Origin of the sequence: Pseudomonas sp. LABIM340, assembly GCF_040017195.2 — a bacterium.
Lineage (GTDB): Bacteria > Pseudomonadota > Gammaproteobacteria > Pseudomonadales > Pseudomonadaceae > Pseudomonas.
Map to the genome: position 1 here is coordinate 507,918 of NZ_CM200227.1, position 26,190 is coordinate 534,107.

Genomic DNA, 26,190 nt, shown 5'->3' on the forward strand with positions numbered 1-26,190 from the left:
GCCAAGAAACCCCGGGTGGAAACATCCGGGGTTTTTTATTGCCTATGTTCTGATTGCCTATAGTGTCGCCATCGATTTACCGGAGCCGCCATCCATGCCATCGCCCGCCTTCCGCCTGCTGCTCGCCGGCCTGCTCTTCTCGGGCAGTGCCCTTGCCGCTGACGCGCCCGCACAGCCCACGACCTGGGGCTGGGTGGAAACGCTCATGCTGATGCCCGAGCAGGCGCCGCTCAAGGCCAAGCTGGACACCGGCGCGCAGACCTCGGTGATGGACGCGCGCAACATCGTCCGGATCAAGAAGAACGGTGAACGCTGGGTGCAGTACGACGTGATGCTCACCGATCCGGCCACCGGCAAGGAAGAGCGCCTGCCCTTCGAGCGGCGCGTCGAGCGCGTGCTCAAGTTCAAGAACGAGAGCGGCGTCGAGCGCAGCCCGGTGGTGCTGATGGACGTGTGCCTGGGCGGCAAGGTCTACCGCGAGCAGTTCACCCTGCGCGATCGCCAGACCCTGGATTACCCGGTACTGCTCGGCCGTCGCACCCTGGAGCACCTGGGCGCGGTGGACGCCTCGAAGACCCAGACCGTCGCGCCCACCTGCAAGCCCTGATCAGTGCTCGTCGACGCCATGCTCCGGCTCGACCCGGCGTGGCGTGGTGCGGCCGTCGTCGGAGTTGAGCTGGAAGAAGATCGCCGCCGCCAGCATCGAGAGAATGCCGACGCTGAAGTAGGTCGCGTGGAAGGCTGACAGCACGTCGCCCTGCGCACTTTCCTGATCGCCGTTGAAGCCGCCCAGCAGCGCCGCCGCGCAGGCGATGCCCATGCCGATGGACAACTGCATGACCACCGAGAGTAGGCTGTTGCCGGCGCTGGCGTTGTCGTCGCGCAGGTCGATCAGGGACAGGGTGTTCATCGCGGTGAACTGCAGCGAGTTGATCCCGCCCAGTACCGCCAGTTGCACCAGCAGCAGTGCATAGGGAGTGTTCTGGTCCACCAGGCCGAGGCTGGCGATCATCGCGCCCAGCAACAACGTGTTGCCGACCAGCAGCTTGCGGTAACCGAACAGGTCCAGCAGCGGTCGCGCCAGCGACTTGATCACCATGGCCGCCAGCGCCATCGGGATCATGGTCATACCCGCCCGTGACGGCGAGAAGCCCAGGCCGATCTGCAGCAGCAGCGGCGTGAGGAAGGGCAGGGAGCCGCTGCCCAGTCGCGCGAACAGGTTGCCCAGGACGCCTACGGCGAAGGTTCGCGTGGCGAACAGCGAGGGCGGGAACAATGGCGCTTCGATACGCAGTGCGCGCAGCCAGTACGCCGCCAGCAGCACCAGCCCGCCCACCAGCAGCAGGACCACGCGTACGTGGGGCATGTGCAGTTCGCCCAGGCCCTCCAGGGCGATGGTGATCAGCACCATGGCGCCGCCGAACAGCAGGAAGCCAATCGAGTCGAAGCGCGTTGCGCGCACGCCGTGCAGGTCCGGCATCAGACGCAGGGCGACGATGAAGCCGACCAATCCCACCGGCAGGTTGATCAGGAAGATCCAGTGCCAGCTGGCGTACTCCACCAGCCAGCCGCCCAGGGTCGGGCCAGCCAGCGGACCGAGCAGGCCGGGAATGGTGACGAAACTGAGGATGCGCACCAGCTCCGTGCGTGGGTATACGCGCAGGATCACCAGGCGCCCCACCGGCATCATCAGCGCACCGCCGATACCCTGCACCACGCGGGCGCCGACCAGGGCGCCGAGGCTGGGCGAGAGCGCGCAGAGCAGCGAGCCGAGGCTGAACAGGAAGATCGCGAAGAGGAACACCCGGCGCGTGCCGAAGCGGTCGGAAATCCAGCCGGAGGAGGGGATCAGCAGCGCCACGGTGAGCAGGTAGGCGATCACCACGCCCTGCATGCGCAGCGGGTCCTCTTCCAGCGAGCGAGCCATGCTCGGCAGGGCGGTGTTGAGGATGGTGCCGTCCAGGGCCTGCATGAAGAAGGCGATGGCCACCAGCCAGGGCAGCAGGCGAGCCACGCGGGGCGTGAGGATGAAGGGTTCGCTCATGGTCGGTCCGTCGGGCGGGGATGGCTCTAGCTTAGGGAATCTTTGCCGATCGCGGGAAAAAACGCCGCGGTTGCGGTGAGACGATTCTCCCTCGTCGCCAGCCGGAGTGATTGGACGAATGGCCTTTCGTTGCCGGCAAGCCAGGAGTTCCCCGGCGCAGCCTCACGACGTCGGTCATTCACGACCCTGTGAACGGGGCGCATTTTTCCTCCGCTGCGCCTCCCAGGGCGGAACAATGGCCCTGGCTCCCGGTCGATATAGCGTCCGGACCCCCCAGGAGACAGCGATGTCCATCAAACCCCGCGTCACCCTCGCACTGGCTGCCCTGCTGGCGGCTTCCTCCGCGTTTGCCTTCAACCTGGGCGATGCCGCCAAGGCGGTGTCCGGCGCGACCGGCGCCGACACCTCGCGGGTGGCTTCCACGCCACAGACCAGCGGCCTGCTCGGCGCCCTGACCGGCCAACTTGGCGTCAGTGACGAACAGGCGCTCGGCGGTACCGGCGCGCTGCTGGGCCTGGCGAAGAACAAACTGAGCACCGCCGATTATTCGCAGCTGGCGAAGACCGTCCCCGGCCTCGACAAACTCACCGGTAGCAATGCCCTGGGCGGCCTTGGCGGCCAACTCGGCGACCTGGGTGGCGGCGCCTCCAGCGGCCTGCTGGGCAACGTCAGCAGCATGGGCGATGTGAGCAAGGCGTTCGGCGCGCTGGGCATGGACCAGGACATGACCGGCAAATTCTCCAGCGTGCTGCTGGATTACCTCGGCAAGCAGGGCCTGAACAGCAACCTGCTCGGCACCCTGGGCAGCCTCTGGGGCACCGGCGCCTGATATCCGCCGGCCGGCGCGGAACCGCCGCGCCGCGCTCCGGTCCTATCGACGATCCGGCCCCGTCCTGGGGCCGGACATCCGTTTTCCGGAGCCGTCGATGCCCACCCGTTCCGTCGTCTTCCTGGCTGCCGCCTGGCTGGCCGCTTCCCCCGTGTTCGCCGCTACCTTCACCGACACCAGCGAGCCCGTTGCCGAGACTCAGAGCGTGCCGCCGGCCGCCAATGCGCTGCTGGGCAACCTCACCAGGCAACTGGGTGTCAGCGAGCAGCAGGCCATCGGCGGTACCGGCGCCCTGCTGGGGCTGGCGATGAACAGCCTGAAGGACACCGACACGGCGCAACTGCAGAAATCCCTGCCGAACCTCGACCAGCTCGCCGGCAACAGCTCGCTGGGCGATCTGGGCGGTGCGCTGGGTGGTTTCGGCGGGCTGGGCAACGCCGCGGCGCTGCTGGGCGGGATCAACAACCTGCAGGACGTGGACCAGATATTCGGCGTGCTGGGCATGGACCAGTCGATGATCGGCCGCTTCGCCGGGGTGATCCTCGACTACTTCACCGAGCAGGGCCTGAGCAGCCAGCTGCTGGGGACGCTCGGTGGCCTCTGGGGCACGCCGGCGGCCCCGCTGACGCCGGCTGCGCCGGTCGCCGGGCGGGGCGCGTAAGCCGCGTCAGAACTCCTGGCGCAGCTGTTCGATGCGCGCATCCTTCTGTTCCCACAGCTGCGACACCCAGTGCTGCACGTACTGGCGGAATTGTGCATCGTTCTCATAGTCGCCCTGCCACAGCGCGGGGTCGATCTCGCGCGCCTGGATGTCGACGATGACCCGCGGTACGCGTCCGCACAGCAGGTCCCAGAAGCCCGGTCGCGGGCCCTTCGGGTAGACCAGGGTGACGTCCAGCAGGGTATCGAGCTGCTCACCCAGCGCGGCCAGCACGAAGGCCACGCCGCCGGCCTTGGGGCGCAGCAGGTTCTGGTAGGGCGACTGCTGCTGGGCCTGCTTGGCCGGGGTGAAGCGCGTGCCTTCGAGGTAGTTCACCACGGTCACCGGCATGCGCTTGAACTTCTCGCAGGCGGCCCTGGTGATTTCCAGGTCCTTGCCCTTGAGCTCCGGGTGCTTCTCCAGGAAGGCCTTGCTGTAGCGCTTCATGAAGGGGTAGTCGAGTGCCCAGAAGGCCAGGCCGAGGAAGGGCACCCAGATCAGCTCCTTCTTCAGGAAGAACTTGAAGTAGGGCGTCTTGCGGTTGAAGGCCTGCACCAGCGCCGGAATGTCGACCCAGGACTGGTGGTTGCTGATCACCAGGTAGGAGGTGTCGCCGCGCAACTGGGCGGCGCCGCGGATGTCCCAGACGGTCGGGGTCATCAGGGCGAAGATGGCCTTGTCGATCTCCGCCCAGGTCTCGGCGATCCACATCACCCCGCGCGAGCAGGCGTCCTTCGCGGCCTGGCCGGGGATGACCAGCTTGAGCAGCGCGATCAGCAGCATCGGCCCGATCAGGATCAGGGTGTTGAGCAACAGCAGGAGGCTGGCGATGACGCCTTTGACTGCCGGCATGGGGTCCATTCCTTGTGCGACGGTGGCGCGGCCATGATACGCAGACAATTGTTCCCGCCCAAGCTGCGCGGGTATGGCGAACCAATGGCCGCCGTGCTAGTCCTATGCGACGTAATCCACCCCGGAGATTTTGCGTGAAACGCGCCCTTGCTCTGCTTACCCTCATCGCACTGCCCGGCCTCGCCCTGGCCGCCGAGACCAAGCTCTACGGCCGCTACGAATGGGTCAGCCTGCCCGAGCTGAACCAGACCCTGCAGGCCAAGATGGACACCGGTGCCTACACCTCCTCGCTGTCGGCCAAGGACATCCAGATCTTCCAGCGTGACGGCGAGGACTGGGTGCGCTTCAAGCTGGCCACCAAGGACGGCGGCGACTCGGTGTACGAGCACAAGCTGTCGCGCATCTCGAATATCAAGAACCGCTCCGACGGTGCCGGCGACGAGGACGAGGAAGCTTCCACCCCCGGCCTCAGCCAGCGCCCGGTGATCGAGCTGCCGGTGTGCCTGGGCGGCGACCAGCGCACCATCGAGGTCAACCTCACCGACCGCAGCCACTTCAACTACCCGTTCCTGATGGGCGCCAAGGGCTTGCGCAAGTTTCACGTCGCCGTCGACTCGGGCGAGCGCTTCGTCGCCGGCAAGCCGAACTGCTCCTGATCCTTCATTGACGCGGCGCGGGGCATGATGGACCCTTCCGGAACTTTCCCGGGAATCGGAATCCCATGCCCCACATCCTCATCGTCGAAGATGAAGCCGCCATCGCCGACACGCTGCTCTACGCCCTGCAGGCCGAGGGTTTCGAGACCACCTGGCTGAACCTCGCCGGCCTTGCGCTGGAACGCCTGCAGCGCGACGCATTCGACCTGGTCATCCTCGACGTCGGCCTGCCCGACATCAGCGGCTTCGAAGCCTGCAAGCAGCTGCGGCGCTTCTCCGAGGTGCCGGTGATCTTCCTCACCGCGCGCAACGCCGAGATCGATCGTGTGGTGGGCCTGGAGATCGGCGCCGACGACTATGTGGTCAAACCCTTCAGCCCACGCGAAGTTGCCGCGCGGGTGAAGGCCATCCTCAAGCGCACCGCGCCGCGCGAAGCGCTGACCACGGCGCCCGCCGGTAACGGCCCGTTCGAGGTGGACGAGGAACGCTTCCAGATTCGCTACCACGGCCACTCACTGGCGCTGACTCGCCATGAATTCCGCCTGCTGCAAACGCTGCTTGCGCGCCCCGAGCGCGTGTTCAGCCGCGAGCAGTTGCTCGATGCGCTGGGCGTCGCTGCCGACGCCGGCTACGAGCGCAACGTCGACAGCCACATCAAGAGCCTGCGCGCCAAGCTGCGCCAGGTTGCCCCCGCCGCCGAACCGATCCAGACCCATCGCGGGCTGGGTTATAGCTACGCGCCGGACAAGAGCTGATGCGCCTGTCGCTGCGGATCTTCCTGGTCTACTTCTTCTTCGTCGGGCTGACCGGCTGGTTCGTCCTGCGCACGGTGATGGACGAGATCCGCCCCGGTGTGCGCCAGTCCAGCGAAGAGACGCTGGTGGATACCGCCAACCTGCTGGCGGAGATTCTCCAGGCCGACGTGAAGAGCGGCACCCTCGACCAGAGCCGGCTGCCCGACATGCTCCGCGCCTATGGCGCGCGCAGCCCGCAGGCCGACATCTGGGGCGTGAACAAGACCGCGGTGAACCATCGCATCTACGTCACCGATGCGCGCGGCGTCGTCCTGCTCGACTCCCTCGGCAAGGCGGTGGGCCAGGACTATTCGCGCTGGAACGACGTCTATCGGACCCTCAACGGCGAGTACGGTGCGCGCTCCAGCCGCGAATCGGCGGACGATCCGGAGTCCTCGGTGATGTACGTCGCCGCGCCGATCCGCGACGGCGAGAAGATCATTGGCGTGGTCTCGGTCTCCAAGCCCAACCGCACACTGCAGCCTTACATCGACCGCTCGCAGCGCCGGCTGGCGTGGCTCGGCGCCGGGCTGATCGTGCTCGGCCTGCTGGTGGGCGCGGGGCTGTCCTGGTGGCTGAGCCGCTCGCTGGATCGCCTGACCCGCTACGCCCAGGCAGTCAGCGAGGGCCGCCGTGCGGAGTTGCCGAAATACCGGGGCGGCGAGATGGCGCAACTGGCTGGTGCGGTGGAGCACATGCGCGTGCAATTGGAGGGCAAGGACTACGTAGAACGCTACGTGCATACCCTGACCCACGAACTGAAGAGCCCGCTGGCGGCGATTCGCGGAGCGGCGGAGCTGCTCGAGGGCGAGATGCCTGCCGAGCAGCGTGCGCGCTTCGTCGGCAACATCGCCGGTGAGAGCGAGCGGCTGCAGCAACTGATCGAGCGTCTGCTGAACCTCGCCCAGGTGGAGCAGCGCCAGGGGCTGGAGGAGCATGTGCCGGTGGCGTTGCACGAGCTGGCGAATGAGTTGATCGATGAGCGCATGGCGCGTGTGCAGGGCGTGCAGCTGGAGAACACGATTCCCCAGCAGGCATGCGTGGTGGGCGAGCGTTTCCTGCTGCGCCAGGCGCTGGGCAACCTGCTGGACAATGCACTGGATTTCACCCCGGCCGGTGGCGTGATTCGCTTCGATGCGCAGCCTGACGGCGAGGGCTGGCGCGTGGAGTTGTTCAACCAGGGCGAAGCCATTCCGGAGTTCGCCCTGCCGCGCCTGACCGAGCGTTTCTACTCGCTTCCGCGCCCGGTGAGCGGGCGCAAGAGCACCGGCCTCGGCCTCAACTTCGTCGCCGAGGTGGCGGCGCTGCATGGCGGTGAGTTGCGCGTGGAGAACGTCGAGAGCGGCGTGCGCGCGAGCCTTTCTTTGCCGCACGCGTAGAGCAATCGCAAGGCTCTTCCGCGTCGGGAAGTTCGACGCGTCCTGTAGGAGCGCCCCGTGGGCGCGATCGCGGGCATGGCCCGCTCCTACAGGTTGCTCCAGCGCCACACAAAACCCACACAGTCTCCACAGTCCGCCCCGAGCGCCCCCACGCGCGGGCCCCAGGCTTGCTCCGTCGTCCACCTACGGAGAAGCCCTCGATGAACCGCCACCTCGGCATCAAGCTCGGCGCCATCGCGCTGTTGATCGTCCTCTTGCTGATACCCCTGCTGATGATCGACGGCCTCGTCGACGAGCGTCAGAACTACCGCGACGAAGTCCTGCAGGACATCGCCCGCAGCGCCAGCTACAGCCAGCAGCTCACCGGCCCGCTGGTGGTCGTGCCCTACACCCGCACCATCCGTGGCTGGCGCCTGGACAAGGCGAGCCAGCAGCGCGTGCTGCAGGAGCGCGAGGTGCGTGGGCGGCTGTACTTCCTGCCGGAAGTCTTCAGCCTCGACGGACAGATGCGCACCGAGCTGCGCCATCGCGGCATCTACGAAGCGCGCCTGTTCCATGCCGAGAGCCAGGTCAGCGGCAGCTTCGTCCTGCCGGCTAACTACGGCATCACCAGCGACCTGGGCAGCTATCGTTTCGACGACCCGCTGCTGGCGGTCGGCATCAGCGATGTGCGCGGCATCGAGAACGCGCCGAAGCTGAAGGTTGGTGACGAGCTGCGCGATTTCCAGCCGGGCACCCAGAGCCAGTTCCTCGGCAACGGCGTGCATGCGCTGCTGCCACTCAAGGCCAGCGATCACGAGCAGCGTTTCGACTACGCCTTCGAGCTGTCGCTGCTGGGCAGCAGCCGCCTGGACATCACCCCGGTCGGCCGCGACAGCCAGGTTAACCTGGTCTCGGACTGGCCGCACCCCAGTTTCGGCGGCGAGTTCCTGCCCACCGAACGCAGCGTCAGCGACCAGGGCTTCAGCGCCCGCTGGCGTACCAGCTTCTTCGCCACCAACCTGGAGGACCAGCTGCGTGCCTGCACCGCGCCGGCCCAGGCGGATGTTGCCCGTGCGGTCGAAGCGGTCGATCCGGATGCCTCCCGTGCCAGTTCGGCGGAGTGCAGCGAGTTCGGCCAGCACCGCTTCGGCGTGGCGCTGGTGGACCCGGTGGACCAGTACCTGAAGACCGACCGCGCGGTGAAGTACGCGCTGCTGTTCATCGTCCTCACCTTCGCCGGCTTCTTCCTCTTCGAAGTGCTCAAGCGCCTGGCGGTGCACCCGATCCAATACGCCCTGGTGGGCATGGCGCTGGCGCTGTTCTACCTGTTGCTGCTGTCGCTCTCCGAGCATGTCGGCTTCGAGCTGGCGTACCTGCTGTCCGCTGGCGCGTGTGTTGGGCTGATCGGCTTCTACCTCTGTCACGTACTGCGCAGCCTGTGGCGCGGAGCCGGGTTCAGCCTCGGGCTGGCCGGGCTCTACGGAATGCTCTACGCGCTGCTCAGCGCCGAGGACTACGCATTGCTGATGGGTTCGCTGCTGTTGTTCGGTGTGCTCGGTGGCGTGATGGTGCTGACCCGTCACCTGGACTGGTACGGCATCGGCAAGCCCCGTGGCGATGATCTGGAATTTTCACTGGAAGACGTGCGCGTGCAGCGCTGAGGAGAATGGAGATACCCAACCTGATGCGTTTTTCCCTGTGTCTGTTCGCCGGCCTTCTGCTCAGTGGGCTGTGCCTGCCCGTGCTGATGCTGCTCGGCCGCTTCGATTGGATCGCCCTGCTGGTGGCCACCGGCAAGCCGATGGCGCACCTGGCGCTGTTGCTGCCGGGTGAGCTGTGGACTCAACTCACGGGTGTCGAGGACGCGGTGAACAATCCCCATGTGCGCTCCTTCCTGGAAATGTGCATGGGCGTGGCGCAACTCGGCCTGCTGCTGGCGCTGCCGATCTACCGATTGGGGAAGAAGTGATGAGTGCGTGGAGCGGACTGCGCGAGGAGCGCGAAGTGGGGCGGCGGCTGGCGCAGCGGATCGCCGGGCTGTTCGAGCAGGGGTTGGAGCGGCGAGCGGTGCGGGATGAGCGGTTTCAGCGTCGGGTGGTGCGACGGTCGGGTGCTCCCTGTGGCTTCTGGCGCGGGGCTTTTCCCCTCACCCCAACCCTCTCCCAAAGGGAGAGGGGGCTGGGCGGCGCCGGATGGCGAGTATGGCCGGCGCCTGAAAGCTCGATTAGCCGGAGCTGGCGTTGTTCTCTGTAGCGGCGAGCGTCAGCCCGGCACCGTCGCCTGCATCGACGGCCGCTGGCTGACTTCGGCGAACCACTGGGCCAGCTGCGGGTAGTCGGCGCGCCAGTTCCAGTGCGGCTGGCGGAAGTCCAGGTAGCCCAGGGCGCAGGCTACGCCGATGGCGGCGACGTCGAAGCGACCGGACAGTTCGGCGTGCGCCGGGCCGTCGAAGTAGGCGAGGGTGCGGACGATCTTCAGCTGCTGGTTGTCCAGCCACTGGTCCCAGTGTTTTTCCTGCGGGCGCATGGCGGTTTCGTAGCGGATCAGCACGGCGGCATCGAGCACCGCGTCGGCCAGCGAGGCGAGGGTGAGACGACGCCAGCGCGCGGCGCCTTCGCGGGGAATCAGCGGCTCGCCGGCGTGCTGCTGGTCGAGGTACTCGAGGATCACCCGGCTGTCATGTAGGGTCTGGCCGTCGGCCAGGCGCAGGGCCGGGATCTTGCCGGCGGGGTTGTCATGCAGCACGCCGGCGTCTGGTGCGATGGGCGTGTGGACGGCGGCGTACAGCTCCACAGAGTCGACTTGGCCGGTCTCGTGCAGCAGGACCATGACCTTGCGCACGAAGGGCGAAGCGGCGGCGTGGAACAGGACGGGACGGGTACTCATCGACAGCAACTCCTGGGGTTCGGTCATCGGTTCAATCGCGGATCAGCACCAGGCGATCGGTGCCGGATTCGGCGCCCCACACCTCGCCGGGACGGCCAAGCAGCTGGCGGACGTTGGCGTTTGCGTGGTCGCTGGGGAAGGCCGTGAATGTCTCGCTCTGCGGGTCAAAGCGCAGCAGTGAATTGGCGGAAAAATCGCTCAGCCACACCTGGTCCATGGCATCGACGTAGACCGCATAAGGCTGCGGATGATCGCCCGGCAGCTTCCAGGTTTTCCACTGGTTGTCGCTGGGGTCGAAGCGCGCGAGGCTCCCGGCGTTCCACTGGCTGACCCAGAGTCGCCCCACGGAGTCCGCCCAGAGCCGGCGCGGGCCGCCGTCCTTGCTTGGCGCATCGAAGGGGGTGGCGCTGCCTTCGATGCCGTCGATCTGGCCGATGTAGCTGCCCGCCAGGGAGGCGTACCAGAGACCGCCATCCGGAGCCACGGCGATGCCGTACGGACCCTTGCCGCGCGGCGCCGGCCAGACCTTCAGGTCGCGGCTGTCCGGGTCGAGACGACCGTAGAAACCGTTCTGCCCGGTGAACCACAGTACGCCGTCGTCATCGAATACCGCAGTGTTGAGGTTGGCGTTGGCCGCCTCCTTGGGCAGCGGGATGACTTCCACTCCCAGGCGCTGCGCGTCCACGTGGACGATGGCGTTCTGGCCGCTGTCGGTGATCCAGGCGTCGCCGTTGCCATCGGTGACCACGCCGTGGGGGCTGGAGCCCTTGCCCAGGCTGATCTGTTCGGTCTGCCCGGTCTGCGGATCGAGCCGGCCGAGCGCGCCGAGCTTCTGAGCGGTGTACCAGACCTTGCCGTCCTCGGTGGGTGCCACGTCGTGCGGGCCGGAGCCCTTGGGCAGGTCGAAGTATTTCACCTCAGCAGCATGGGCGCCGGTGGCCAGCAACAGGCCGGTCAGGAGCAGGCCGCTCAGGGGGCGGGACAGGACGCGAAGCATGGGGCTCTCCTTGGCAGAGTCCGGATTCAGGTGAGACTGTACGCCGGTCAGTGTGGCCGACGAAACGAAGGAGAACGGCTTGTGACGACGATTTCCGTACGCGGGGCGGCGTGCCGCCAGGGTTCGCCGGTGAACGACGATGCCATCGGCTACACCGCGCAGGCAGCCTGGGTGCTCGATGGTGCGACCAGTCTCGGGCAGGGCCTGGTGGGCGGCGAGAGCGATGCGCGCTGGCTGGCGCAGAGCGCCAACGCGCATCTGCAGCGCCTGCTCGAAGAGCAGCCGCATCGGCCAACCGACGAGTTGCTGGCGCAACTGCAGGCGGGCATCGCCGCGGACTTCCAGCGTGACTCCGGCGTGGCCGTGAGCCTGGATCTCAACCTGCCCACCGCTTGCCTGAGCCTGCTGCGGGTGCTGGGCGACGACTCGCTGGAGCTGCTCAACCTCTGCGATACCTGCATCCACCTGGCCTGGGGCGATGGCCGCGTCGAGAGCTTCGGTGACACGCCGCTGGAAGAGATCGATCGGCAGTCGGTGCAGCGCCTGCTGGCGCTGCGCGAGGCGAATCCGGACTGGAGCCATGCGCAACTCTGGCAGGCCAGCCGCGAATGGGTGCGGCGCAACCGTACGCTGGCCAACACGCCGGAAGGCTACTGGTGCCTCGACCCGAGCGAGCGCTGGATTCCCCACGTGCAACGCCGGGTGCTCGACCCTGCGGGGCTGAAGGCGTTCATGATGGTGACCGATGGCTTCGACCGGCTGCTGGATTTCCGCCGCTACGATCTGGATGCGCTGTTCGCTGCGTTGCCAGAGCGTGGCGTGGAGGCGCTGATCGATGAACTGCGCGCGTTGGAGAGTGCCGATGACCAGGCGCTGGACTATCCGCGTCTGAAAATCCATGACGATGCGAGCGTTGTCTGGGGAGAAGTGGTGCGTTGAGCAGGGCCCGCGTTGCACGGGCCACCGGGAGCGTAGGGCGAATAACCTGGAACAGGTTATCCGCCGTTGTGCCGGCGGATAACGCTGCCGCGTCATGCGCCCTACGAGTGCCCGTGGCGCTGCGTGGGCGTCAGAACTTGTAGTTGACGCTGGCGACCACGTTGCGACGGTCGCCGTAGTAGCAGTAGAAGCCGTCGCAGGTGGAGATGTATTCCTTGTCGAATACGTTGTTGGCATTCAGCGCGACGTTCAGGCCGTTGAGGCTGTTGTCGAGGCGGCCGAGGTCGTAGTGCACCGCGGCGTCGTAGAGGGTGTAGGAACCGGTGTCGCCGTCCGATTTGTCGCGCACGTAGCCCATGCTGCCGATGGCGATGTTGTGGGTCTCGCCGACGTAGCGGGTGCCGAAGCCCAGGCCGAAGCCGTCGAGCAGGCCGTCATGCCAGGTGTAGTCGGCCCACAGCGAGGCCTGGTTTTCCGGGGTGAGCGGCAGCGGACGGTTCTTGTCCAGCGGGTTGGCGACCTTGGTCATCTTGCTGTTGGCGTAGGTGTAGGCAGCGGTCACCTTGAGGTTTTCGTTGACGTTGCCTACGGCCTCCAGCTCGAAACCGCGGACCTGCGCTTCACCCACCGGGCGACTGATGAAGTCGCTGCCGGTGAGGACGATGTTCTTGCGCGTCAGATCGTAGACGGCGGCGCTGAGCATCAGGTCGGTGCCCACCGGCTGGTACTTCACGCCCAGTTCGTACTGCTTGCCGGTGCTCGGCTCGAAGGCTGCGCCATTGGTGCCACCGGCTTCTGTCTGGAACGACTCGGCATAGGACACGTAGGGCGCCACGCCGTTGTCGAACACGTAGCTGAGCGCCGCGTTGCCGCTGAAATTGCTGTCGCGGCGGGTATCGGTAGCGCCATCGGCGTTGTAGAACTTCGAACCGGTGTGGGCCCAGTCCTGGCGACCGCCGAGGGTCAGGCGCCAGTTGTCGAGGGCGATCTGGTCCTGGGCGTACAGGCCGGTATCGCGCATCTTCTGGTTGTAGTCGTTGTACGCGGTGTAGACGACGTTGCTGAAGTCCTGGCCGTAGATCGGCTTGCTGATGTTGCTGGTCGGCGCGGCGCCGTACAGCCACTTGTAGTTGGTGTTGGCGCGCTGGTGGTCCAGGCCCAGCAGCAGGGTGTGCTTGAGCGGGCCGGTGGAGAAGTCGGCCTGCAGGTTGTTGTCGATGGCGAACTGGCTGATGTCTTCGTCCACCACGTTGGCGCCGCGGGAGAGGGTGCCGTCGTCGGCCACCGAGGTCGCGGTGCCGCCGGCAGTGATGCCCTGGAACGACAGGTCGCTCTTGGTGTAGCGCAGGTTCTGGCGGAACTGCCAGACGTCGTTGATGCGGTGCTCGAACGCGTAACCCAGGGCGTAGTAGGTCTTGTCGTAGAATTCCCAGTCCGGGTCACCGAGGTTCTCGTGGTACTTCACCTCGCCCGCCGGGGTGGACAGCTTGGTGCCCTGCAGCGGCAGGAACTGGCTGGTGATGCCGGTATCGTCGCGGTTGAACTGCGAGAGGAAGGTCAGCTTGGTGTCTTCGTCGAAGTTCCAGGTCAGGCTCGGGGCAATGTTGTAGCGCTTGTTGTCGACGTGATCGACCTGGGTGTTGCTGTCGCGCACCACACCGCTGACGCGGTAGAGCAGGTTACCGGCATCGTCGACCTTGCCGGTGCTGTCGAAGGAAATCTGCTTGTGCTCGTAGCTGCCGACCTGCAGCTGCACTTCATGGCTGCTCTCGGCCTCGGGGCGGCGGCTGGTCATGTCCAGCAGGCCGCCGGGCGGGGTCTGGCCGTACAGCGAGGAGGCCGGGCCGCGCAGCAGGGCGACGCGCTCCAGGTCCCAGGTTTCCAGCTTGGGCATCACGTAGGAGCCCTTGGGCAGCGGCAGGCCATCGAGGAACTGGGTCGGCTCGAAGCCGCGCACCTTCAGCCACTCGGCGCGGGTGTCGTTGCCGTAGCTGCTGGCGATCACGCCGGGCATGTAGCGCACCGCGTCGTCCAGGCTCTGCACGTTGCGGTCCTGCATCTGCTCGCGGGTGGCGACGGAGATGGAGCGCGGGGCTTCCAGCAGCGGGGTGTCGGTCTTGGTGCCGGCGCGGGTGCGGGTGGCGAGGTAGCCCACGGTCGGGCCGTCCGGGTCTTCCTGGGTGCCGCTGATGGTGGTGGCGGACATCGACAGGGTGTCGCTGGGCACCGGGCGCAGGCTGTAGCTGCCCGATTCGCTTTCCACCAGTTCCAACCCGCTGCCCTGCAGCGCCTGGCGCAGCGCGCCGGCGGCATCGTAGCGACCCTGCACGGCGTGCGCGCTGCGGCCCTGAGCCAGCGCCGGGTCGAGGCTCAGCGACAGGCCGGCTTCGGCGGCGATGCGGTTGAGGGTGCTGGCCAGCGGGCCGGCGGGCATCTGGTAGTCACGCACGGCTTCGGCGGCGATGGCCGAAGAGGTGGCCAGCAGGATAGCGGTGGCCAGCAGGCAGGGGCGGAGCGACAGTTCGAACGGGCGGCGCATTGAAAACGACTCCTGAATGAAAACGGTTCTCGATGCCTCCTTGCCGGACGAGATTTGAAAAGTGATAGGGCTGGGTGAAAATTTTTTTAGGGCTGAACTCCTTCCGTTCGGCAGATTCGTTTTGGGCCTGGCCTTATCTGATAGTCCGAGCTGGGCTCCCCTCTCCCTAACCCTCTCCCTGAAGGGAGAGGGGACTGGTTCGGCGAGTCGCCTGACCAGCGTTTCAGCCGGATGCCGAGGTGTCAGGAAAGCACTGCAAGTGTGCTCCACTCGGATGCTCCCTCTCCCTTCAGGGAGAGGGCGGGGGAGAGGGCCGCAGCCGCGCAGGATTTCCGTGAGGGCGCGGGCTTTCTCAGCCGCGCGGCACCACGCGGGACCACCACTGACCGTGCTTCTCGATGCGCACCGGCAGCGTCGGCTCCAGTGAGCTGAGCGCCAGGTCGATGTTCTTCAGCGGGAAACTGCCGGTGATGCGCAGGTCCGCCAGCGCCGGGTCCAGCGCCAGGTAGCCGGGGCTGTAGCGCGCCAGTTGGTCGATCAGCTCGCCCAGGCGCACGTTGTCCACCACCAGCATGCCGTGGGTCCAGGCATCGGCGGTGGCGCTGTTGGCCTCTACCGTGCCGAATCCATCGGCGCGTACACGCACCTGCTGGCCCTGGTTGACCACGCGTTCGTCCGGCAGCTGTTCGGGGCGTGCGGCCACGGCGGACTGCAGGACGCTCAGCAAGGTGCTGTCGCCGTCGTCGCGCTCCACCAGGAAGCGTGTGCCGAGGGCACGCAGGCGGCCTTCGTCGGTTTCGACGATGAACGGACGGCTGTCGCCGTGGGCGGTCTCCACCAGGATTTCGCCGCTGAGCAGGACAATGCGCCGTTGCTCGGCGTCGAAGCGCACATCGACGGCGGTGCGGCTGTTGAGCACCAGCCGGGTGTTGTCCGGCAGGCGCAGTTCGCGCTGCTCGCCGGTGGCGGTGACCAGGTCGGAGAAGGCATAGCGCACTGGCGTGTAGCGGTTGCCGACACCCAGCGCGAGCGCGCCGACCAGCAGCAACGACAAGCCGGTGCCTGCCAGGCGGCGGACCTTGCGCCGGGATTCGCCCGGCGAGCGAAGCAGGGCGTTGCGTGCGGCCTTGGGCGCGGCGCCGGCGAGGCTGCGGTCGACCATGCCCAGCTGGCTCCAGGCGCGGGCGTGTTCGCTGTGGGCCGAGTGCCAGCGGGCGAAAGCGGCTTCATCGTCCGGGCGCGATTCGCCAGAGCCCAGGCGCAGCTGCCAGCTGATCGCCTCGTCCAGTACCTGCAGGGAAACCGGTCCCTTCACGTCGGCTCGCCGTACAGTGCGATGTAGCACTGGCGCAGGCCCTGGGCGATGTACTGGCGCACGCGCGGGACGGAAACGCCCAACTGCTCGGCGATCTCGGCGTGGCCCAGGCCGTCCAGGCGGTTGAGCAGGAAGGCACTGCGTGCGCGGGTGGACAGCTTGCCCAGCAGGCGGTCGATCTCGCGCAGGTCGGCGAGGATCAGGCAGTGGTCCTCGGCGGAAGGCTGCACCGCTTCGGGCAGGCATTTCAGCTCGTCGAGGTAGGCCTGCTCCAGCGCCAAGCGGCGCCAGTGATCCACCAGCAGGCCCTTGGCGACGGTCACCAGGAAGGCGCGCGGTTCGCGCAGGGAGGGCAGCTCGCGCCGACCGAGCACGCGGACAAAGGTGTCCTGGCTCAGGTCTTCGGCGCGCTGCGGACAGCCCAGGCTGCGATTCAGCCAGGCAGTCAGCCAGTCGCGGTGATCGCGATACAAGGCGCCAACGAGTTCGCCGCTACCCATCTGGATGGCCGACAAGCTACTCCCCCAATGATCTCGAATGGGATCAAGTTAAAAAACGATAACCATTCGCAAATGATCGCAAAGTGCAGTCACGCGCGCAATTGGCACCCGTCGGCTTTTGCTGCCGGTCGCCCGCTTTTCGGCGTCGTTCTACAATCGGGCGACCCTTTTCGCGGAAAGCCTCGCCATGTCCGACCCTGTGCTGATCATCGGTTCCTTCCTCTCGCCCTATGTGCGCAAGGCGCTGGTCCTGCTGGAAATGAAGGGCATCGACTACCGCATCGACTCCGTCGTGCCGTTCTTCGGCAACGAGGAGTTCGAGCGCCTGAGCCCGCTGCGCCAGGTGCCGGTGCTGGTGGACGGCGAGTTGGTGCTGAACGATTCCTCGGTGATCTGCCAGTACCTGGAAGAGCGTTATCCACAGCCGGCGCTGTACCCGGCGGATATTGCCGAGCGCGCCCGCGCCCGATGGATCGAGGAGTTCGCCGACAGCCGCATGGGCCAGGTGGTGATCTGGCAACTGTTCGACCAGTTGGTGATCGGCCGCGGCGTCTGGGGCCGCGAGCCGGACGCGGCGCTGCTGGAGAAGACCTACCAGCAGGATCTGCCGGCCGTGTTCGATTACCTGGAGGCGCAGTTGCCGGAAAGCGGCTGGTTGTTCGGCGAGCTGTCCATTGCCGACATCAGCGTCGCCTGCTTCATGCGCAACGCGCAGCTCGCCCGCTACGAGCTGGATGCCCAGCGCTGGCCGAAACTGGCGGCCATGCTCGCGGCAGCCTTCGCGCTGCCGGCGTTCCAGAAGCTCAACCAGTTCGAACGCGCCATCGCCCGCACGCCCATCGCCCAGCAGCGCGAAGCGCTGATCGCCGCAGGCGCGCCGGTCAGCGAGGTCAGCTACATGCGTGAACGGCCGGTGCGCGGACCGATGAGCCGCAGTTGATCAGGCCTGCTGCAGAAAGCTCCAGAGTCGCTGCGCCACCGGGCCGTGGGCGCGGTCGCGCAGGCGTGCAGCGACCAGTTCTTCGCGGCGGCCGGGCAGGTGCGTTCCGCTGAGATCGTGCAGGCGACCGTCGGCCAGCTCCTCGGCAATCAGGTGGCGCGGCAGGTGGCCCCAGGCCAGGCCGTGCAGCACCAGTTCCTTCTTCATCGCCTGGTCCGGCACCGTGCATTGCGGCGCTCCTTCGAGAGTAAAGAAGTCCACCGGCGGCGAGTGCCGGGCGCTGTCGCGCATCACGCACTGGGTGAGCGAGCGCAGGTGCTCCGACCGAATGTCCTTGCTGTCCGCCAGCAACCCCGGGGCAATTACCGGGATGAAGCCCACTTGGCCCAGGTCCAGCCATTCCAGACGCGGGTCGGCCTTGTCCACGCGGTGCAGGATCAGCTCGGCCTCGCCATCGAGCAGCCGCTCCAGCGGCCCGCTGACGCTTTCGAAGTACAGTTGCAGCCGCGTACGGGGTTGCGTGGCGAAGAAGCGTGCGAGCTTTTCCAGCAGGGCGGGGCGCGGGCAGAAGTCGCCGAGCACCACCCGCAGTTCGCTCTCTTCGCCAGCAGCCAGGTGCGTGGCGTGATCCCGCAGGCTACCCAGTTCGCGCAGCAGGCCCCGGGCGCGGCGGTGGAAGGAATCGCCGGCGGCCGTCAGGGCGACGCGGTAGCCGCTGCGGTCCAGCAGCTCGAAGCCGAGCTGGCGCTCCAGGCGGGCCACGGCGGCGAAAACCGCCGGGTGCGAACGGTGCAATTGCTGGGCGGCGGCCTGGAAGCCGCCGGCTTCGACCACGGCGTCGAAGCACTGCAGGTCGTGCAGGGTGAAGTCGTGCATGTCAGCTTTCCTGACAGAGAACGTCCACTCTTTGTAATTTCTTCCAGAGTCCGCCGCAACTAGCCTCGTCTCACACCCCTTGAGGAGAGGCTGCCATGAGCCCGCTGCACTATCTGACTACCCGTGACAATGCCCGCATTGCCTACCGCCTGGACGGCCCCGCCGAGCGCCCCCTGCTGGTGCTGTCCAACTCCATCGGCACCGACCTGCACATGTGGGACGGGCAGGTCTCCGCGCTGAGCGAGCACTTCCGCGTGCTGCGCTACGACGCTCGCGGGCACGGTGCTTCCAGCGTTCCCGCCGGCCCCTATTCGCTGGCGCGATTGGGAGAAGACGTGATCGAGCTGCTGGACGCGCTCGGCGTACAGCGTGCGCATTTCCTCGGACTTTCACTCGGCGGATTCGTTGGCCAGTGGCTGGCGCTGAAGGCTCCGCAGCGCATCGGGCGACTGGTGCTGGCGAACACCTCCGCCTGGCTCGGGCCGCAGGAGCAATGGGACGCGCGCATCGCCGACGTACTGGCGGCGGAAGATCTGCAGGGCACTGCGGCGACCTTCCTCGCCAACTGGTTCCCGGCAGCCTGGCTGGATTCGCGGCGGCCGGAGGTGGAGCCGTTCCGCGCCACGCTGTTGGCGACCAATCGACATGGGCTGGCCGGCTCCTTCGCCGCGGTGCAGGAAACCGATCTGCGCAGCGCCTTGCGCGATGTGCGTCTGCCCACGCTGGTGATCGCCGGGCAGTTCGACACGGTGACCGCGGCGGACCACAGCGAGCTGATTGCCCGGGCGATCCCCGGCGCGCGCCTGTTCACGCTGCCTGCGGTGCACTTGTCGAACATCGAGTTTCCCCGTGAGTTCGAACGTGCGGTGCTGGATTTCCTGCTGGCGCCCTGAACGGACAAGGCCGCCCGAGGGCGGTCTTGTCGTTTATCCACAAGCTCGATAATCCAGGCTCAATGGTGCGCCGCATCCACCGCGATGGGCTCGCCGGAGACATCCGCGTAGCGGCGCTTGCGGTCGGCCAGGGTGTAGTGGATCAGCGCGCCGAGGCCGGCGCCGAAGAACCAGGAGAACTGCGACAGCGCATCGAACGCCGGCACCAGCGCCAGCACGATGGCGATCAGCGCCGCCGGGACGAACGCCGCCACGGCGCGCAGGTTCACGCCGCCGCTGTAGTGGTAGCTGGCGTCGTGGCTCTCGCTGTACAGCTCGGGCAGGTTCACCCGGCTGCGACGCACCAGGTAGTAGTCGGTGACGATGATCCCGTAGAGCGGGCCGAGCAGCGCACCCAGGCCGCCGAGGAAATACACGATCACCGCCGGGCTGTTGTACAGGTGCCAGGGCAGGATCAGCACCGCGATCATGGCGCTGAGCAGGCCGGCGCGGCGGAAGTTCAGCAGGTTCGGCGCGAGGTTGGTGAGCACGTAGGCCGGGGCGACGAAGTTGGCCATGATGTTCACCGCCACGGTGACGATCAGGAACGCCAGGCAGGCCAGCACCAGGCCGAAGGTGTTGGGGATCGCAGCGACGATTTCCGTGGGGTTCTGCACCAGCTTGCCGTCGATGCTGAACTGCGCGCCGGCCAGCACCACGGCGATCAGCGCGAAGCCCAGCATGTTCACCGGCAGGCCCCAGAAGTTGCCGACGCTGATGGTGCGGCGGTCCGGGCAGTTGCGGGTGAAGTCGCAGAAATTGAGGATCATGGTGCCGTACAGCGACACCCACAGCGCGGCGGCGCCCAGGACTTTCAGCCACATCGCCGAGCCGGTCGGCGCGTTGCCGCTGGACCAGGAGATCGACAGACCGGCGCGCCAGTACATCCAGCCGGCGAGGCTGGCGAAGGCCACCAGGATGATCGGGCCGGCGAAGGATTCGTAGCGGCGCACCATCTCCATGCCGTAGGCGAAGATCACCAACTGTACGCACCAGATGCCGAGGAAGGTGATCCAGCCGAGGGTAGACAGGCCGAGGATCGAGTCCTGGTCGTAGGCCGCAAGGCTCGGCGCGATGGCGCTGAGCAGCACACGCAGGACCACCGAGGCGAGGTAGGTCTGGATGCCGAACCAGGCGATGGCGATCACCGCGCGGATCAGCGCCGGCACCTGCGCGCCGTGGATGCCGAAGCTGATGCGGCACATTACCGGATAGGGCAGGCCGGTCTTCTGGCCCATGTAGCCGGACAGGTTCATCAGGCCGTAGATCACCAGCGCGCCGAGGGCGAACGCGGCGAGGATCTGCGCGCCGCTCATGCCCAGTGCGAAGAGGCCGATGGCGAAGGAATAGTTGGCGATGTTGTGTACATCGTTGGTCCACAGCGCGAACAGACTGTAGCGTCCCCAGTTGCGGCCGGCGGCCCTGGTCGGGGCCAGGTCGGTGCTGTACAGGCGCGGGCTCAGGGTCGGCGCGGCAGTCTTCGCGCAGGCCGCGCCATCGACAGGTTGGACAGGGGAAACGCCGGACAGGTGGGTAGGGCTGGAGTTCATGGGCTACTCGGTTTGTATGCACGGCTTTTTGTGGTTTGTGTGCAAAGCCAATTCCATGCCAGTGCAACCGGCTGCCGCCTTCCAGACCTCGCTGAGCGCAGGTTCGAATCCCGCTTGAGCCCTTTATTGGTGCGGCCTTGATGGCTGTCCAAATGGTCAGGAAATTAAATTTCCATAGCAATCATTGACTTGCGAGTCAGGTTGGTTGTGATCCTCGGATGTGCAGGGTGGGGATTTTGTACACAATAATTGTGCACATGCGTTACGTGTCCGATTCCCTGTGGTCGGAATACATCGCGGGAGGAGTCCACCATTGGCTGGGCGTAGCGCCGGTTCCCGGATCGGCAGCCATAAAAAAACCGCCCCGGAGGGCGGTTTCTTCAACGCTTGGCAACGTTCTTACAGACCGTTCTTGGCCTTGAACTCGCGGCGGCGGCGGTGCAGGACCGGCTCGGTGTAACCGTTGGGCTGTTTGGTGCCTTCGAGAACCAGTTCCAGCGCAGCCTGGAAGGCCACGTTGTCGTCGAAGTTCGGCGCCATCGCGCGGTACTGGGCGTCACCGGCGTTCTGGCGATCCACCACCGAAGCCATGCGCTTGAGGCTTTCCAGCACCTGCTCCTGGGTGACCACACCGTGGCGCAGCCAGTTGGCCAGCAGCTGGCTGGAGATGCGCAGGGTGGCGCGGTCTTCCATCAGGCCGACGTCGTTGATGTCCGGCACCTTGGAGCAGCCGACACCCTGGTCGATCCAGCGGACTACGTAGCCGAGGATGCCCTGGGCGTTGTTGTCCAGCTCGTTCTTGATCTCTTCCGCGCTCCAGTTGGTATTCGGGGCGAGCGGAATGGTCAGGATGTCGTCCACCGAAGCCGGTGCGCGCTTGGCCAGTTCGGCCTGACGGGCGAACACGTCGACCTTGTGGTAGTGCAGCGCGTGCAGGGTGGCGGCGGTCGGCGACGGAACCCAGGCGGTGTTGGCGCCGGCCAGCGGGTGAGCGATCTTCTGCTCGAGCATGGCGGCCATCAGGTCAGGCATGGCCCACATGCCCTTGCCGATCTGGGCCTTGCCCTGCAGGCCGGTGGCCAGGCCGACGTCGACGTTGTTGTTCTCGTAGGAACCGATCCACTTCTCGGTCTTCATGGCGCCCTTGCGCACCATGGCGCCGGCTTCCATGGAGGTGTGGATTTCGTCACCGGTGCGGTCGAGGAAGCCGGTGTTGATGAACACCACGCGCTCGGCGGCGGCCTTGATGCAGGCCTTCAGGTTGACGGTAGTACGGCGCTCTTCGTCCATGATGCCGACTTTCAGCGTGTTGCGCGGCAGACCCAGCAGGTCCTCGACGCGGCTGAAGATTTCGGCGGCGAAGGCGACCTCTTCCGGGCCGTGCATCTTCGGCTTCACGATGTACACGCTGCCGGTGCGGCTGTTCTTGCGGCTGGCGCTGCCGTTCAGGTTGTGAATGGCGATCAGGCTGGTGAACAGGCCGTCCTGGATGCCTTCGGGCACTTCGTTGCCCTGGGCGTCGAGGATCGCCGGGTTGGTCATCAGGTGGCCAACGTTGCGCACGAACAGCAGGGAGCGGCCGTGCAGGCTCAGCTCGGAACCGTCGGCCTTGGTGTAGACGCGGTCCGGGTTCATGGTACGGGTGAAGGTGCTGCCGCCCTTGGAAACCTGCTCGGCGAGGTCGCCTTTCATCAGGCCCAGCCAGTTGCGGTAGACCACGACCTTGTCGTCGGCGTCGACGGCGGCCACGGAGTCTTCGCAGTCCATGATGGTGGTCAGCGCGGACTCCATCAGGACGTCTTTCACGCCAGCGGCATCGGTCTGGCCGATCGGGCTGGTCGGGTCGATCTGGATTTCGAAGTGCAGGCCGTTGTGCTTGAGCAGCACGGCCTTCGGCTTGGCGGCTTCGCCCTGGAAGGCGAGGAACTGAGCGGCGTTCTTCAGGCCGGTCTCGCTGCCGTTCTTCAGGGTCACGGCCAGTGCGCCGTTCTTCACCACGTAGGCGGTGGCGTCGACGTGGGAGCCGGATTCCAGTGCGGCGGCTTCGTCGAGGAAGGCGCGGGCGAAGGCGATCACCTTGTCACCGCGGACCTTGTTGTAGCCCTTGCCCTTCTCGGCGCCGTTCTCTTCGCTGATCGCGTCAGTGCCGTACAGTGCGTCGTACAGCGAGCCCCAGCGGGCGTTGGCGGCGTTCAGGGCGAAGCGCGCGTTCATCACCGGCACTACCAGCTGCGGGCCGGCCATGCGGGCGATTTCGTCATCGACGTTCTGCGGGCTGGCCTGGAAGTCGGCCGGCTCGGGCAGCAGGTAACCGATTTCCTGCAGGAAGGCCTTGTAGGCGGCCGCGTCATGCGGCTTGCCGGCGCGGGCCTGGTGCCAGCCATCGACTTTCGCCTGGATGTCATCGCGCTTGGCGAGCAGGGCCTTGTTCTTGGGGGCCAGGTCGTTGATTACGGTTTCTACGCCCGCCCAGAACTTGCCGGACTCGATGCCGGTGCCGGGAATGGCTTCGTTGTTCACGAAGTCGAAAAGGACTTTGGCGACCTGCAGGCCACCGACTTGAACGCGTTCAGTCATTGCTTGCCTCACTCTGCTCAGGACCAGCTCTGGACACAGGCAAAACGCCTTGTAGTCCGAGCCGCGGAATACTACATGATGCCGTGGGAAAAATCAGTGGGCTAGCGTCGCGGTTAGACCAAAGTACGCATATCAGTCACGTAGCAGATCTTATGTTCGCAAATATCATCTGGATTGTTCCAGATAAATCTTAAAACTGTACACGCATTACCCGAATGGGTACCTGTGGCAGCCCGTCGCAGCCGGCTAACCTCGCCGTGCCTATACTGCTTCTTCCCTCCTGGAGAATCCCGCATGTCCGTGACGCTTGCCACCCCCACCGATCTGGATGACCTGGTTCCGCTGTTTTCCGGCTACCTCGATTTCTACGAGGTGCCCGCGCCCCACGCGAAGATTCGCGAGTTCCTCGGGGCGCGCATCGGCAGCGGGCAGTCCACGGTGTTCATCGCGCGCAGCATCGATGGGCTGGCGGTAGGCTTCGTGCAGCTGTACCCGTTCTTCGCTTCCCTGGCGCTGCAGGCGTCGTGGTTGATCAGTGACCTCTACGTGCTGCCCGCTGCACGCCGCGATGGTTATGGCGAGGCGCTGATGAACGCCGCCCGCGCCCACGGCGAGGCCACCGGTGCCTGCGGCCTGATGCTGGAGACGGCGAAGACCAACCACGCTGGCCAGTCGCTGTACGAGCGCCTGGGCTACAAGCGGGACGACAAGTTCTACACCTATTGGCTGGACCTCACGGCCTAGCCCTTCGCGGAGACTGCTCATGGACCACCTCGTATTGACCGTCATCGCCCAGGACCAGCCCGGTCTGGTGGAGCGCGTGGCCAAATGCATCGCCGCCCACGGCGGCAACTGGCTGGAAAGCCGCATGTCGCGCATGGCCGGGCAGTTCGCCGGGATTCTTCGCGTGGCGGTGCCCGCCGAGGGTTATGACGAACTGGTGGAAGGTCTGCAGGAGCTGAGCGAGCACGGCATCCGCGTGCTGCTGGCAGAGAGCGGCATCGAGCCGGCCTGCAACTGGAAGCCGATCCATCTCGACCTGGTGGGCAACGATCGCCCCGGCATCGTCCGCGACATCACCCAACTGCTGGCCGAGCATGGCGTGAACCTTGAGAGTCTGACCACCGAGGTGCTCCCCGCGCCCATGAGCAGCGAGCCGCTTTTCCATGCCGAGGCGCTGCTGGCGGTGCCACTGACCCTGCCGCTGGAAACCCTGCAGCAGAAGCTGGAAGAACTGGCGGATGACCTGATGGTGGAGCTGAATTTCCACAGCGGGGAATGACCGTCCCGCTCTGACCGCAAGGCTTGTGGAAAAACCTGTGGGCTCTCTGTTGATGGATTGACAGAGGGCCCATTTCACTTGGGTTACACGTCTAGCTGTTTACCCACTGGCCGCCTCTTCACTGTGCACAGATTGCGGGGGTCGCACCGTGGGCATTCTGTTGATAAGTGGCTGTAGCCTTCTGTTTACGGGGCTTACAGTGTTTTGGTCATTTTCTGTACTGGGCTGGCGCGGCGAATTGAGCGATCCGGACTCTCCAGTCGCTGTGCACAAAAGCATTGGAAGAGTCTGTGGAGAAGCCGTTCATGGAACGCTGCAGGCCACGCAGCCTCTGGCTTTCACAGGGTTGTCCACTTTCTGAGCGGGCGATGTTTGTCCATCCACACGAAGCGGGGATCAGCCTGTGGAAAAGCCGGGGGAATGTCTCTGCAGGCTAGATTTCACGGGCCCTGCAAGTAGTTGATCAAATTTTGATCATTTTGCCGCGTGCTGGCAGGGAAGACAGCACCGAGAAGAGCGCGGCGGGGCGGCATGTGGAAGAAACTGCCGTTATCCCCGCAATCGCGGGATAGAGCTGTGGACAATCTGCGGGTGACTGCCTGCAAGCCACAGCGGGCGTGGCTTACAGGCGGTGGATCAATTAATGATCAGTCGCCGCGGGAGAGGCGGTACCAGATGTCCACGCTGTAGACGGCCAGGCCCAGCCAGATGCAGCCGAAGGACACCAGGCGGGTGCTGTCCAGGTGCTCGCCGAACAGCAGGATCGCCTGCAGCAGCACCAGGGTCGGCGCCAGGTACTGCAGGAAGCCGAGGGTTGCATAGGGCAGGTGGCGTGCAGCGGCGTTGAAGCACACCAGCGGCACCAGGGTGATCGGGCCGGCGGCGGCGAGCCAGATGGCGTCCTTGGTGGTCCAGAAGTCCGCGTGCACGCTCGGGCCATCAGCGAACAGCACGAGGTAGCCGATCGCCAGTGGCAGCAGGATCCAGGTTTCCACCACCAGCCCCGGCAGCGCGGCGACGGGTGCCTGCTTGCGGATCAGCCCGTAGAAGCCGAAGGTCAGCGCCAGCGCCAGCGATACCCAGGGCAGGCTGCCCAGTTGCCACAGCTGCTGTGCCACGCCCAGTGCGGCGAGGCCGACCGCGACCCACTGCAGCGGGCGCAGGCGTTCGCGCAGGATCACCAGGCCCAGCAATACGTTGATCAACGGGTTGATGTAGTAGCCCAGGCTGGCCTCGATCATGTGGCCGTTGTTCACCGCCCAGACGTAGACCAGCCAGTTGCTGGCGATCAGCAGGCCGCTGGCGGTGAGCACCGCGATGCGCTTGGGGTTCTCGCGCAGCTCGCGCCACCAGCCGGGGTGTTTCCACACCAGCAGGAGCAGGGCGCCGAACACCGCCGACCAGATGGCCCGGTGGGTGATGATTTCCAGGGCGGGGATGCGTTCGAGCAGCTTGAAGTAGATCGGGAAGAGTCCCCAGATGACGTAGGCAGTCAAGCCCAGGGCGTAGCCCCGGCGGGGATTGGCGGTGGCCATGGAACATCCTTGGTTAGGCAGCTAATGAGTGGCTGCACAATTCTAGGGCGCGCGACGGGGCTTGTCTGTGCCGCTGCGGTGGATGT

The 26,190-nt window shown here is 66.1% G+C and carries 24 protein-coding genes; 13 read left to right on the top strand and 11 right to left on the bottom strand.

What is annotated here, in order from left to right:
* The first annotated feature begins 94 nt into the window (after positions 1-94).
* Entirely contained in the window at positions 95-607 is a 513-nt protein-coding gene (gene rloA3 / locus ABKS89_RS02455) for a retropepsin-like aspartic peptidase RloA3 (RefSeq protein ID WP_348589179.1), read from the top strand.
* Here the strand turns inward: rloA3 and mdtD are convergent, their stop codons facing one another.
* Positions 608-2,044 (bottom strand): multidrug transporter subunit MdtD, encoded by a 1,437-nt coding sequence (mdtD, locus tag ABKS89_RS02460; RefSeq protein WP_138213065.1) that lies wholly within the window; start codon positions 2,042-2,044, stop codon positions 608-610.
* A gap of 286 nt (positions 2,045-2,330) precedes the next feature.
* On the opposite strand from mdtD, the gene ABKS89_RS02465 reads away from it, so the two are divergent.
* Together ABKS89_RS02465 and ABKS89_RS02470 are read left to right on the top strand one after the other, a co-directional pair.
* Positions 2,331-2,873, top strand: a complete 543-nt coding sequence (locus tag ABKS89_RS02465; protein WP_138213064.1) for a DUF2780 domain-containing protein — start codon at positions 2,331-2,333, stop codon at positions 2,871-2,873.
* 97 nt (positions 2,874-2,970) lie between these two features.
* The gene (locus ABKS89_RS02470) at positions 2,971-3,534 is read left to right on the top strand and encodes a DUF2780 domain-containing protein (RefSeq protein ID WP_348589178.1); all 564 of its coding nucleotides are present in this window, start codon (positions 2,971-2,973) and stop codon (positions 3,532-3,534) included.
* 6 nt (positions 3,535-3,540) lie between these two features.
* Here ABKS89_RS02470 and yihG read toward each other — a convergent pair whose 3' ends face one another.
* On the bottom strand, positions 3,541-4,425 hold the full coding sequence (yihG, locus tag ABKS89_RS02475; RefSeq protein WP_348589177.1) for a 1-acylglycerol-3-phosphate O-acyltransferase, YihG family: 885 nt from the start codon (positions 4,423-4,425) through the stop codon (positions 3,541-3,543).
* A 134-nt stretch (positions 4,426-4,559) separates the two neighbouring features.
* On the opposite strand from yihG, the gene rloA2 reads away from it, so the two are divergent.
* The 5 genes from rloA2 to ABKS89_RS02500 all read left to right on the top strand — a co-directional run bounded on the left by rloA2 (position 4,560) and on the right by ABKS89_RS02500 (position 9,205).
* Entirely contained in the window at positions 4,560-5,081 is a 522-nt protein-coding gene (gene rloA2 / locus ABKS89_RS02480; RefSeq protein ID WP_348589176.1) for a retropepsin-like aspartic peptidase RloA2, read from the top strand.
* Between the two features lie 65 nt (positions 5,082-5,146).
* Positions 5,147-5,836 (top strand): two-component system response regulator CreB, encoded by a 690-nt coding sequence (gene creB / locus ABKS89_RS02485; protein WP_348589175.1) that lies wholly within the window; start codon positions 5,147-5,149, stop codon positions 5,834-5,836.
* On the top strand, positions 5,836-7,254 hold the full coding sequence (gene creC, locus ABKS89_RS02490) for a two-component system sensor histidine kinase CreC (RefSeq protein ID WP_138213059.1): 1,419 nt from the start codon (positions 5,836-5,838) through the stop codon (positions 7,252-7,254). Before creB ends, creC begins: the two co-directional genes overlap by 1 nt.
* A gap of 200 nt (positions 7,255-7,454) precedes the next feature.
* Positions 7,455-8,897 (top strand): cell envelope integrity protein CreD, encoded by a 1,443-nt coding sequence (gene creD / locus ABKS89_RS02495; RefSeq protein ID WP_348589174.1) that lies wholly within the window; start codon positions 7,455-7,457, stop codon positions 8,895-8,897.
* Positions 8,898-8,920: 23 nt separating this feature from the next.
* On the top strand, positions 8,921-9,205 hold the full coding sequence (locus ABKS89_RS02500; RefSeq protein WP_348589173.1) for a hypothetical protein: 285 nt from the start codon (positions 8,921-8,923) through the stop codon (positions 9,203-9,205).
* A gap of 293 nt (positions 9,206-9,498) precedes the next feature.
* Here the strand turns inward: ABKS89_RS02500 and ABKS89_RS02505 are convergent, their stop codons facing one another.
* Positions 9,499-10,122, bottom strand: coding sequence for a glutathione S-transferase family protein (locus ABKS89_RS02505; RefSeq protein WP_348589172.1), 624 nt, complete (start codon positions 10,120-10,122; stop codon positions 9,499-9,501).
* A gap of 31 nt (positions 10,123-10,153) precedes the next feature.
* On the bottom strand, positions 10,154-11,119 hold the full coding sequence (locus tag ABKS89_RS02510; protein WP_348589171.1) for a Vgb family protein: 966 nt from the start codon (positions 11,117-11,119) through the stop codon (positions 10,154-10,156).
* Between the two features lie 81 nt (positions 11,120-11,200).
* Between ABKS89_RS02510 and ABKS89_RS02515 the strand changes: the two genes are divergently transcribed.
* Entirely contained in the window at positions 11,201-12,058 is an 858-nt protein-coding gene (locus tag ABKS89_RS02515; protein ID WP_348589170.1) for a protein phosphatase 2C domain-containing protein, read from the top strand.
* Between the two features lie 130 nt (positions 12,059-12,188).
* On the opposite strand, the gene ABKS89_RS02520 is transcribed toward ABKS89_RS02515, so the two are convergent.
* The 3 genes from ABKS89_RS02520 to ABKS89_RS02530 form a co-directional block, all read right to left on the bottom strand.
* On the bottom strand, positions 12,189-14,597 hold the full coding sequence (locus tag ABKS89_RS02520; protein ID WP_348589169.1) for a TonB-dependent siderophore receptor: 2,409 nt from the start codon (positions 14,595-14,597) through the stop codon (positions 12,189-12,191).
* A 352-nt stretch (positions 14,598-14,949) separates the two neighbouring features.
* Positions 14,950-15,912, bottom strand: coding sequence for a FecR domain-containing protein (locus ABKS89_RS02525; protein WP_348589168.1), 963 nt, complete (start codon positions 15,910-15,912; stop codon positions 14,950-14,952).
* On the bottom strand, positions 15,909-16,412 hold the full coding sequence (locus ABKS89_RS02530) for an RNA polymerase sigma factor (protein WP_431312037.1): 504 nt from the start codon (positions 16,410-16,412) through the stop codon (positions 15,909-15,911). The genes ABKS89_RS02525 and ABKS89_RS02530 overlap by 4 nt, the downstream gene beginning before the upstream one ends.
* 187 nt (positions 16,413-16,599) lie before the next feature.
* Between ABKS89_RS02530 and ABKS89_RS02535 the strand changes: the two genes are divergently transcribed.
* Complete coding sequence (locus ABKS89_RS02535) at positions 16,600-17,352, top strand: glutathione S-transferase family protein (protein WP_348589167.1); 753 nt, start codon at positions 16,600-16,602, stop codon at positions 17,350-17,352.
* Here ABKS89_RS02535 and ABKS89_RS02540 read toward each other — a convergent pair whose 3' ends face one another.
* Positions 17,353-18,228: a LysR family transcriptional regulator gene (locus ABKS89_RS02540; protein WP_348589166.1), complete on the bottom strand. Its 876-nt coding sequence runs from the start codon at positions 18,226-18,228 to the stop codon at positions 17,353-17,355.
* A gap of 95 nt (positions 18,229-18,323) precedes the next feature.
* On the opposite strand from ABKS89_RS02540, the gene pcaD reads away from it, so the two are divergent.
* The gene (gene pcaD / locus ABKS89_RS02545; protein WP_348589165.1) at positions 18,324-19,121 is read left to right on the top strand and encodes a 3-oxoadipate enol-lactonase; all 798 of its coding nucleotides are present in this window, start codon (positions 18,324-18,326) and stop codon (positions 19,119-19,121) included.
* Between the two features lie 59 nt (positions 19,122-19,180).
* On the opposite strand, the gene ABKS89_RS02550 is transcribed toward pcaD, so the two are convergent.
* Both ABKS89_RS02550 and ABKS89_RS02555 read right to left on the bottom strand, forming a co-directional pair.
* Positions 19,181-20,710, bottom strand: coding sequence for an NCS1 family nucleobase:cation symporter-1 (locus tag ABKS89_RS02550; RefSeq protein WP_348589164.1), 1,530 nt, complete (start codon positions 20,708-20,710; stop codon positions 19,181-19,183).
* Positions 20,711-21,109: 399 nt separating this feature from the next.
* Positions 21,110-23,287 (bottom strand): malate synthase G, encoded by a 2,178-nt coding sequence (locus ABKS89_RS02555; RefSeq protein ID WP_138213045.1) that lies wholly within the window; start codon positions 23,285-23,287, stop codon positions 21,110-21,112.
* Positions 23,288-23,581: 294 nt separating this feature from the next.
* On the opposite strand from ABKS89_RS02555, the gene ABKS89_RS02560 reads away from it, so the two are divergent.
* Together ABKS89_RS02560 and ABKS89_RS02565 are read left to right on the top strand one after the other, a co-directional pair.
* Complete coding sequence (locus tag ABKS89_RS02560) at positions 23,582-24,031, top strand: GNAT family N-acetyltransferase (RefSeq protein WP_348589163.1); 450 nt, start codon at positions 23,582-23,584, stop codon at positions 24,029-24,031.
* Positions 24,032-24,050: 19 nt separating this feature from the next.
* Positions 24,051-24,569 carry a glycine cleavage system transcriptional repressor gene (locus tag ABKS89_RS02565; RefSeq protein ID WP_045212798.1) on the top strand — a complete coding sequence of 173 codons (519 nt, stop codon included), beginning with the start codon at positions 24,051-24,053 and terminating at the stop codon, positions 24,567-24,569.
* A 647-nt stretch (positions 24,570-25,216) separates the two neighbouring features.
* On the opposite strand, the gene rarD is transcribed toward ABKS89_RS02565, so the two are convergent.
* Positions 25,217-26,104, bottom strand: coding sequence for an EamA family transporter RarD (gene rarD / locus ABKS89_RS02570; protein ID WP_138213043.1), 888 nt, complete (start codon positions 26,102-26,104; stop codon positions 25,217-25,219).
* Positions 26,105-26,190 lie beyond the last annotated feature (86 nt).

Excerpts from the sequence above, each read along its gene's own strand:
- rloA3 (WP_348589179.1), top strand. The coding sequence starts at position 95 with ATGCCATCGCCCGCCTTCCGCCTGCTGCTCGCCGGCCTGCTCTTCTCG.
- mdtD (WP_138213065.1), bottom strand. The coding sequence starts at position 2,044 with ATGAGCGAACCCTTCATCCTCACGCCCCGCGTGGCTCGCCTGCTGCCC.
- ABKS89_RS02465 (WP_138213064.1), top strand. The coding sequence starts at position 2,331 with ATGTCCATCAAACCCCGCGTCACCCTCGCACTGGCTGCCCTGCTGGCG.
- ABKS89_RS02470 (WP_348589178.1), top strand. The coding sequence starts at position 2,971 with ATGCCCACCCGTTCCGTCGTCTTCCTGGCTGCCGCCTGGCTGGCCGCT.
- yihG (WP_348589177.1), bottom strand. The coding sequence starts at position 4,425 with ATGCCGGCAGTCAAAGGCGTCATCGCCAGCCTCCTGCTGTTGCTCAAC.
- creB (WP_348589175.1), top strand. The coding sequence starts at position 5,147 with ATGCCCCACATCCTCATCGTCGAAGATGAAGCCGCCATCGCCGACACG.
- creC (WP_138213059.1), top strand. The coding sequence starts at position 5,836 with ATGCGCCTGTCGCTGCGGATCTTCCTGGTCTACTTCTTCTTCGTCGGG.
- creD (WP_348589174.1), top strand. The coding sequence starts at position 7,455 with ATGAACCGCCACCTCGGCATCAAGCTCGGCGCCATCGCGCTGTTGATC.
- ABKS89_RS02500 (WP_348589173.1), top strand. The coding sequence starts at position 8,921 with ATGCGTTTTTCCCTGTGTCTGTTCGCCGGCCTTCTGCTCAGTGGGCTG.
- ABKS89_RS02505 (WP_348589172.1), bottom strand. The coding sequence starts at position 10,122 with ATGAGTACCCGTCCCGTCCTGTTCCACGCCGCCGCTTCGCCCTTCGTG.
- ABKS89_RS02510 (WP_348589171.1), bottom strand. The coding sequence starts at position 11,119 with ATGCTTCGCGTCCTGTCCCGCCCCCTGAGCGGCCTGCTCCTGACCGGC.
- ABKS89_RS02520 (WP_348589169.1), bottom strand. The coding sequence starts at position 14,597 with ATGCGCCGCCCGTTCGAACTGTCGCTCCGCCCCTGCCTGCTGGCCACC.
- ABKS89_RS02530 (WP_431312037.1), bottom strand. The coding sequence starts at position 16,412 with ATGGGTAGCGGCGAACTCGTTGGCGCCTTGTATCGCGATCACCGCGAC.
- ABKS89_RS02535 (WP_348589167.1), top strand. The coding sequence starts at position 16,600 with ATGTCCGACCCTGTGCTGATCATCGGTTCCTTCCTCTCGCCCTATGTG.
- ABKS89_RS02540 (WP_348589166.1), bottom strand. The coding sequence starts at position 18,228 with ATGCACGACTTCACCCTGCACGACCTGCAGTGCTTCGACGCCGTGGTC.
- pcaD (WP_348589165.1), top strand. The coding sequence starts at position 18,324 with ATGAGCCCGCTGCACTATCTGACTACCCGTGACAATGCCCGCATTGCC.
- ABKS89_RS02550 (WP_348589164.1), bottom strand. The coding sequence starts at position 20,710 with ATGAACTCCAGCCCTACCCACCTGTCCGGCGTTTCCCCTGTCCAACCT.
- ABKS89_RS02555 (WP_138213045.1), bottom strand. The coding sequence starts at position 23,287 with ATGACTGAACGCGTTCAAGTCGGTGGCCTGCAGGTCGCCAAAGTCCTT.
- ABKS89_RS02560 (WP_348589163.1), top strand. The coding sequence starts at position 23,582 with ATGTCCGTGACGCTTGCCACCCCCACCGATCTGGATGACCTGGTTCCG.
- ABKS89_RS02565 (WP_045212798.1), top strand. The coding sequence starts at position 24,051 with ATGGACCACCTCGTATTGACCGTCATCGCCCAGGACCAGCCCGGTCTG.
- rarD (WP_138213043.1), bottom strand. The coding sequence starts at position 26,104 with ATGGCCACCGCCAATCCCCGCCGGGGCTACGCCCTGGGCTTGACTGCC.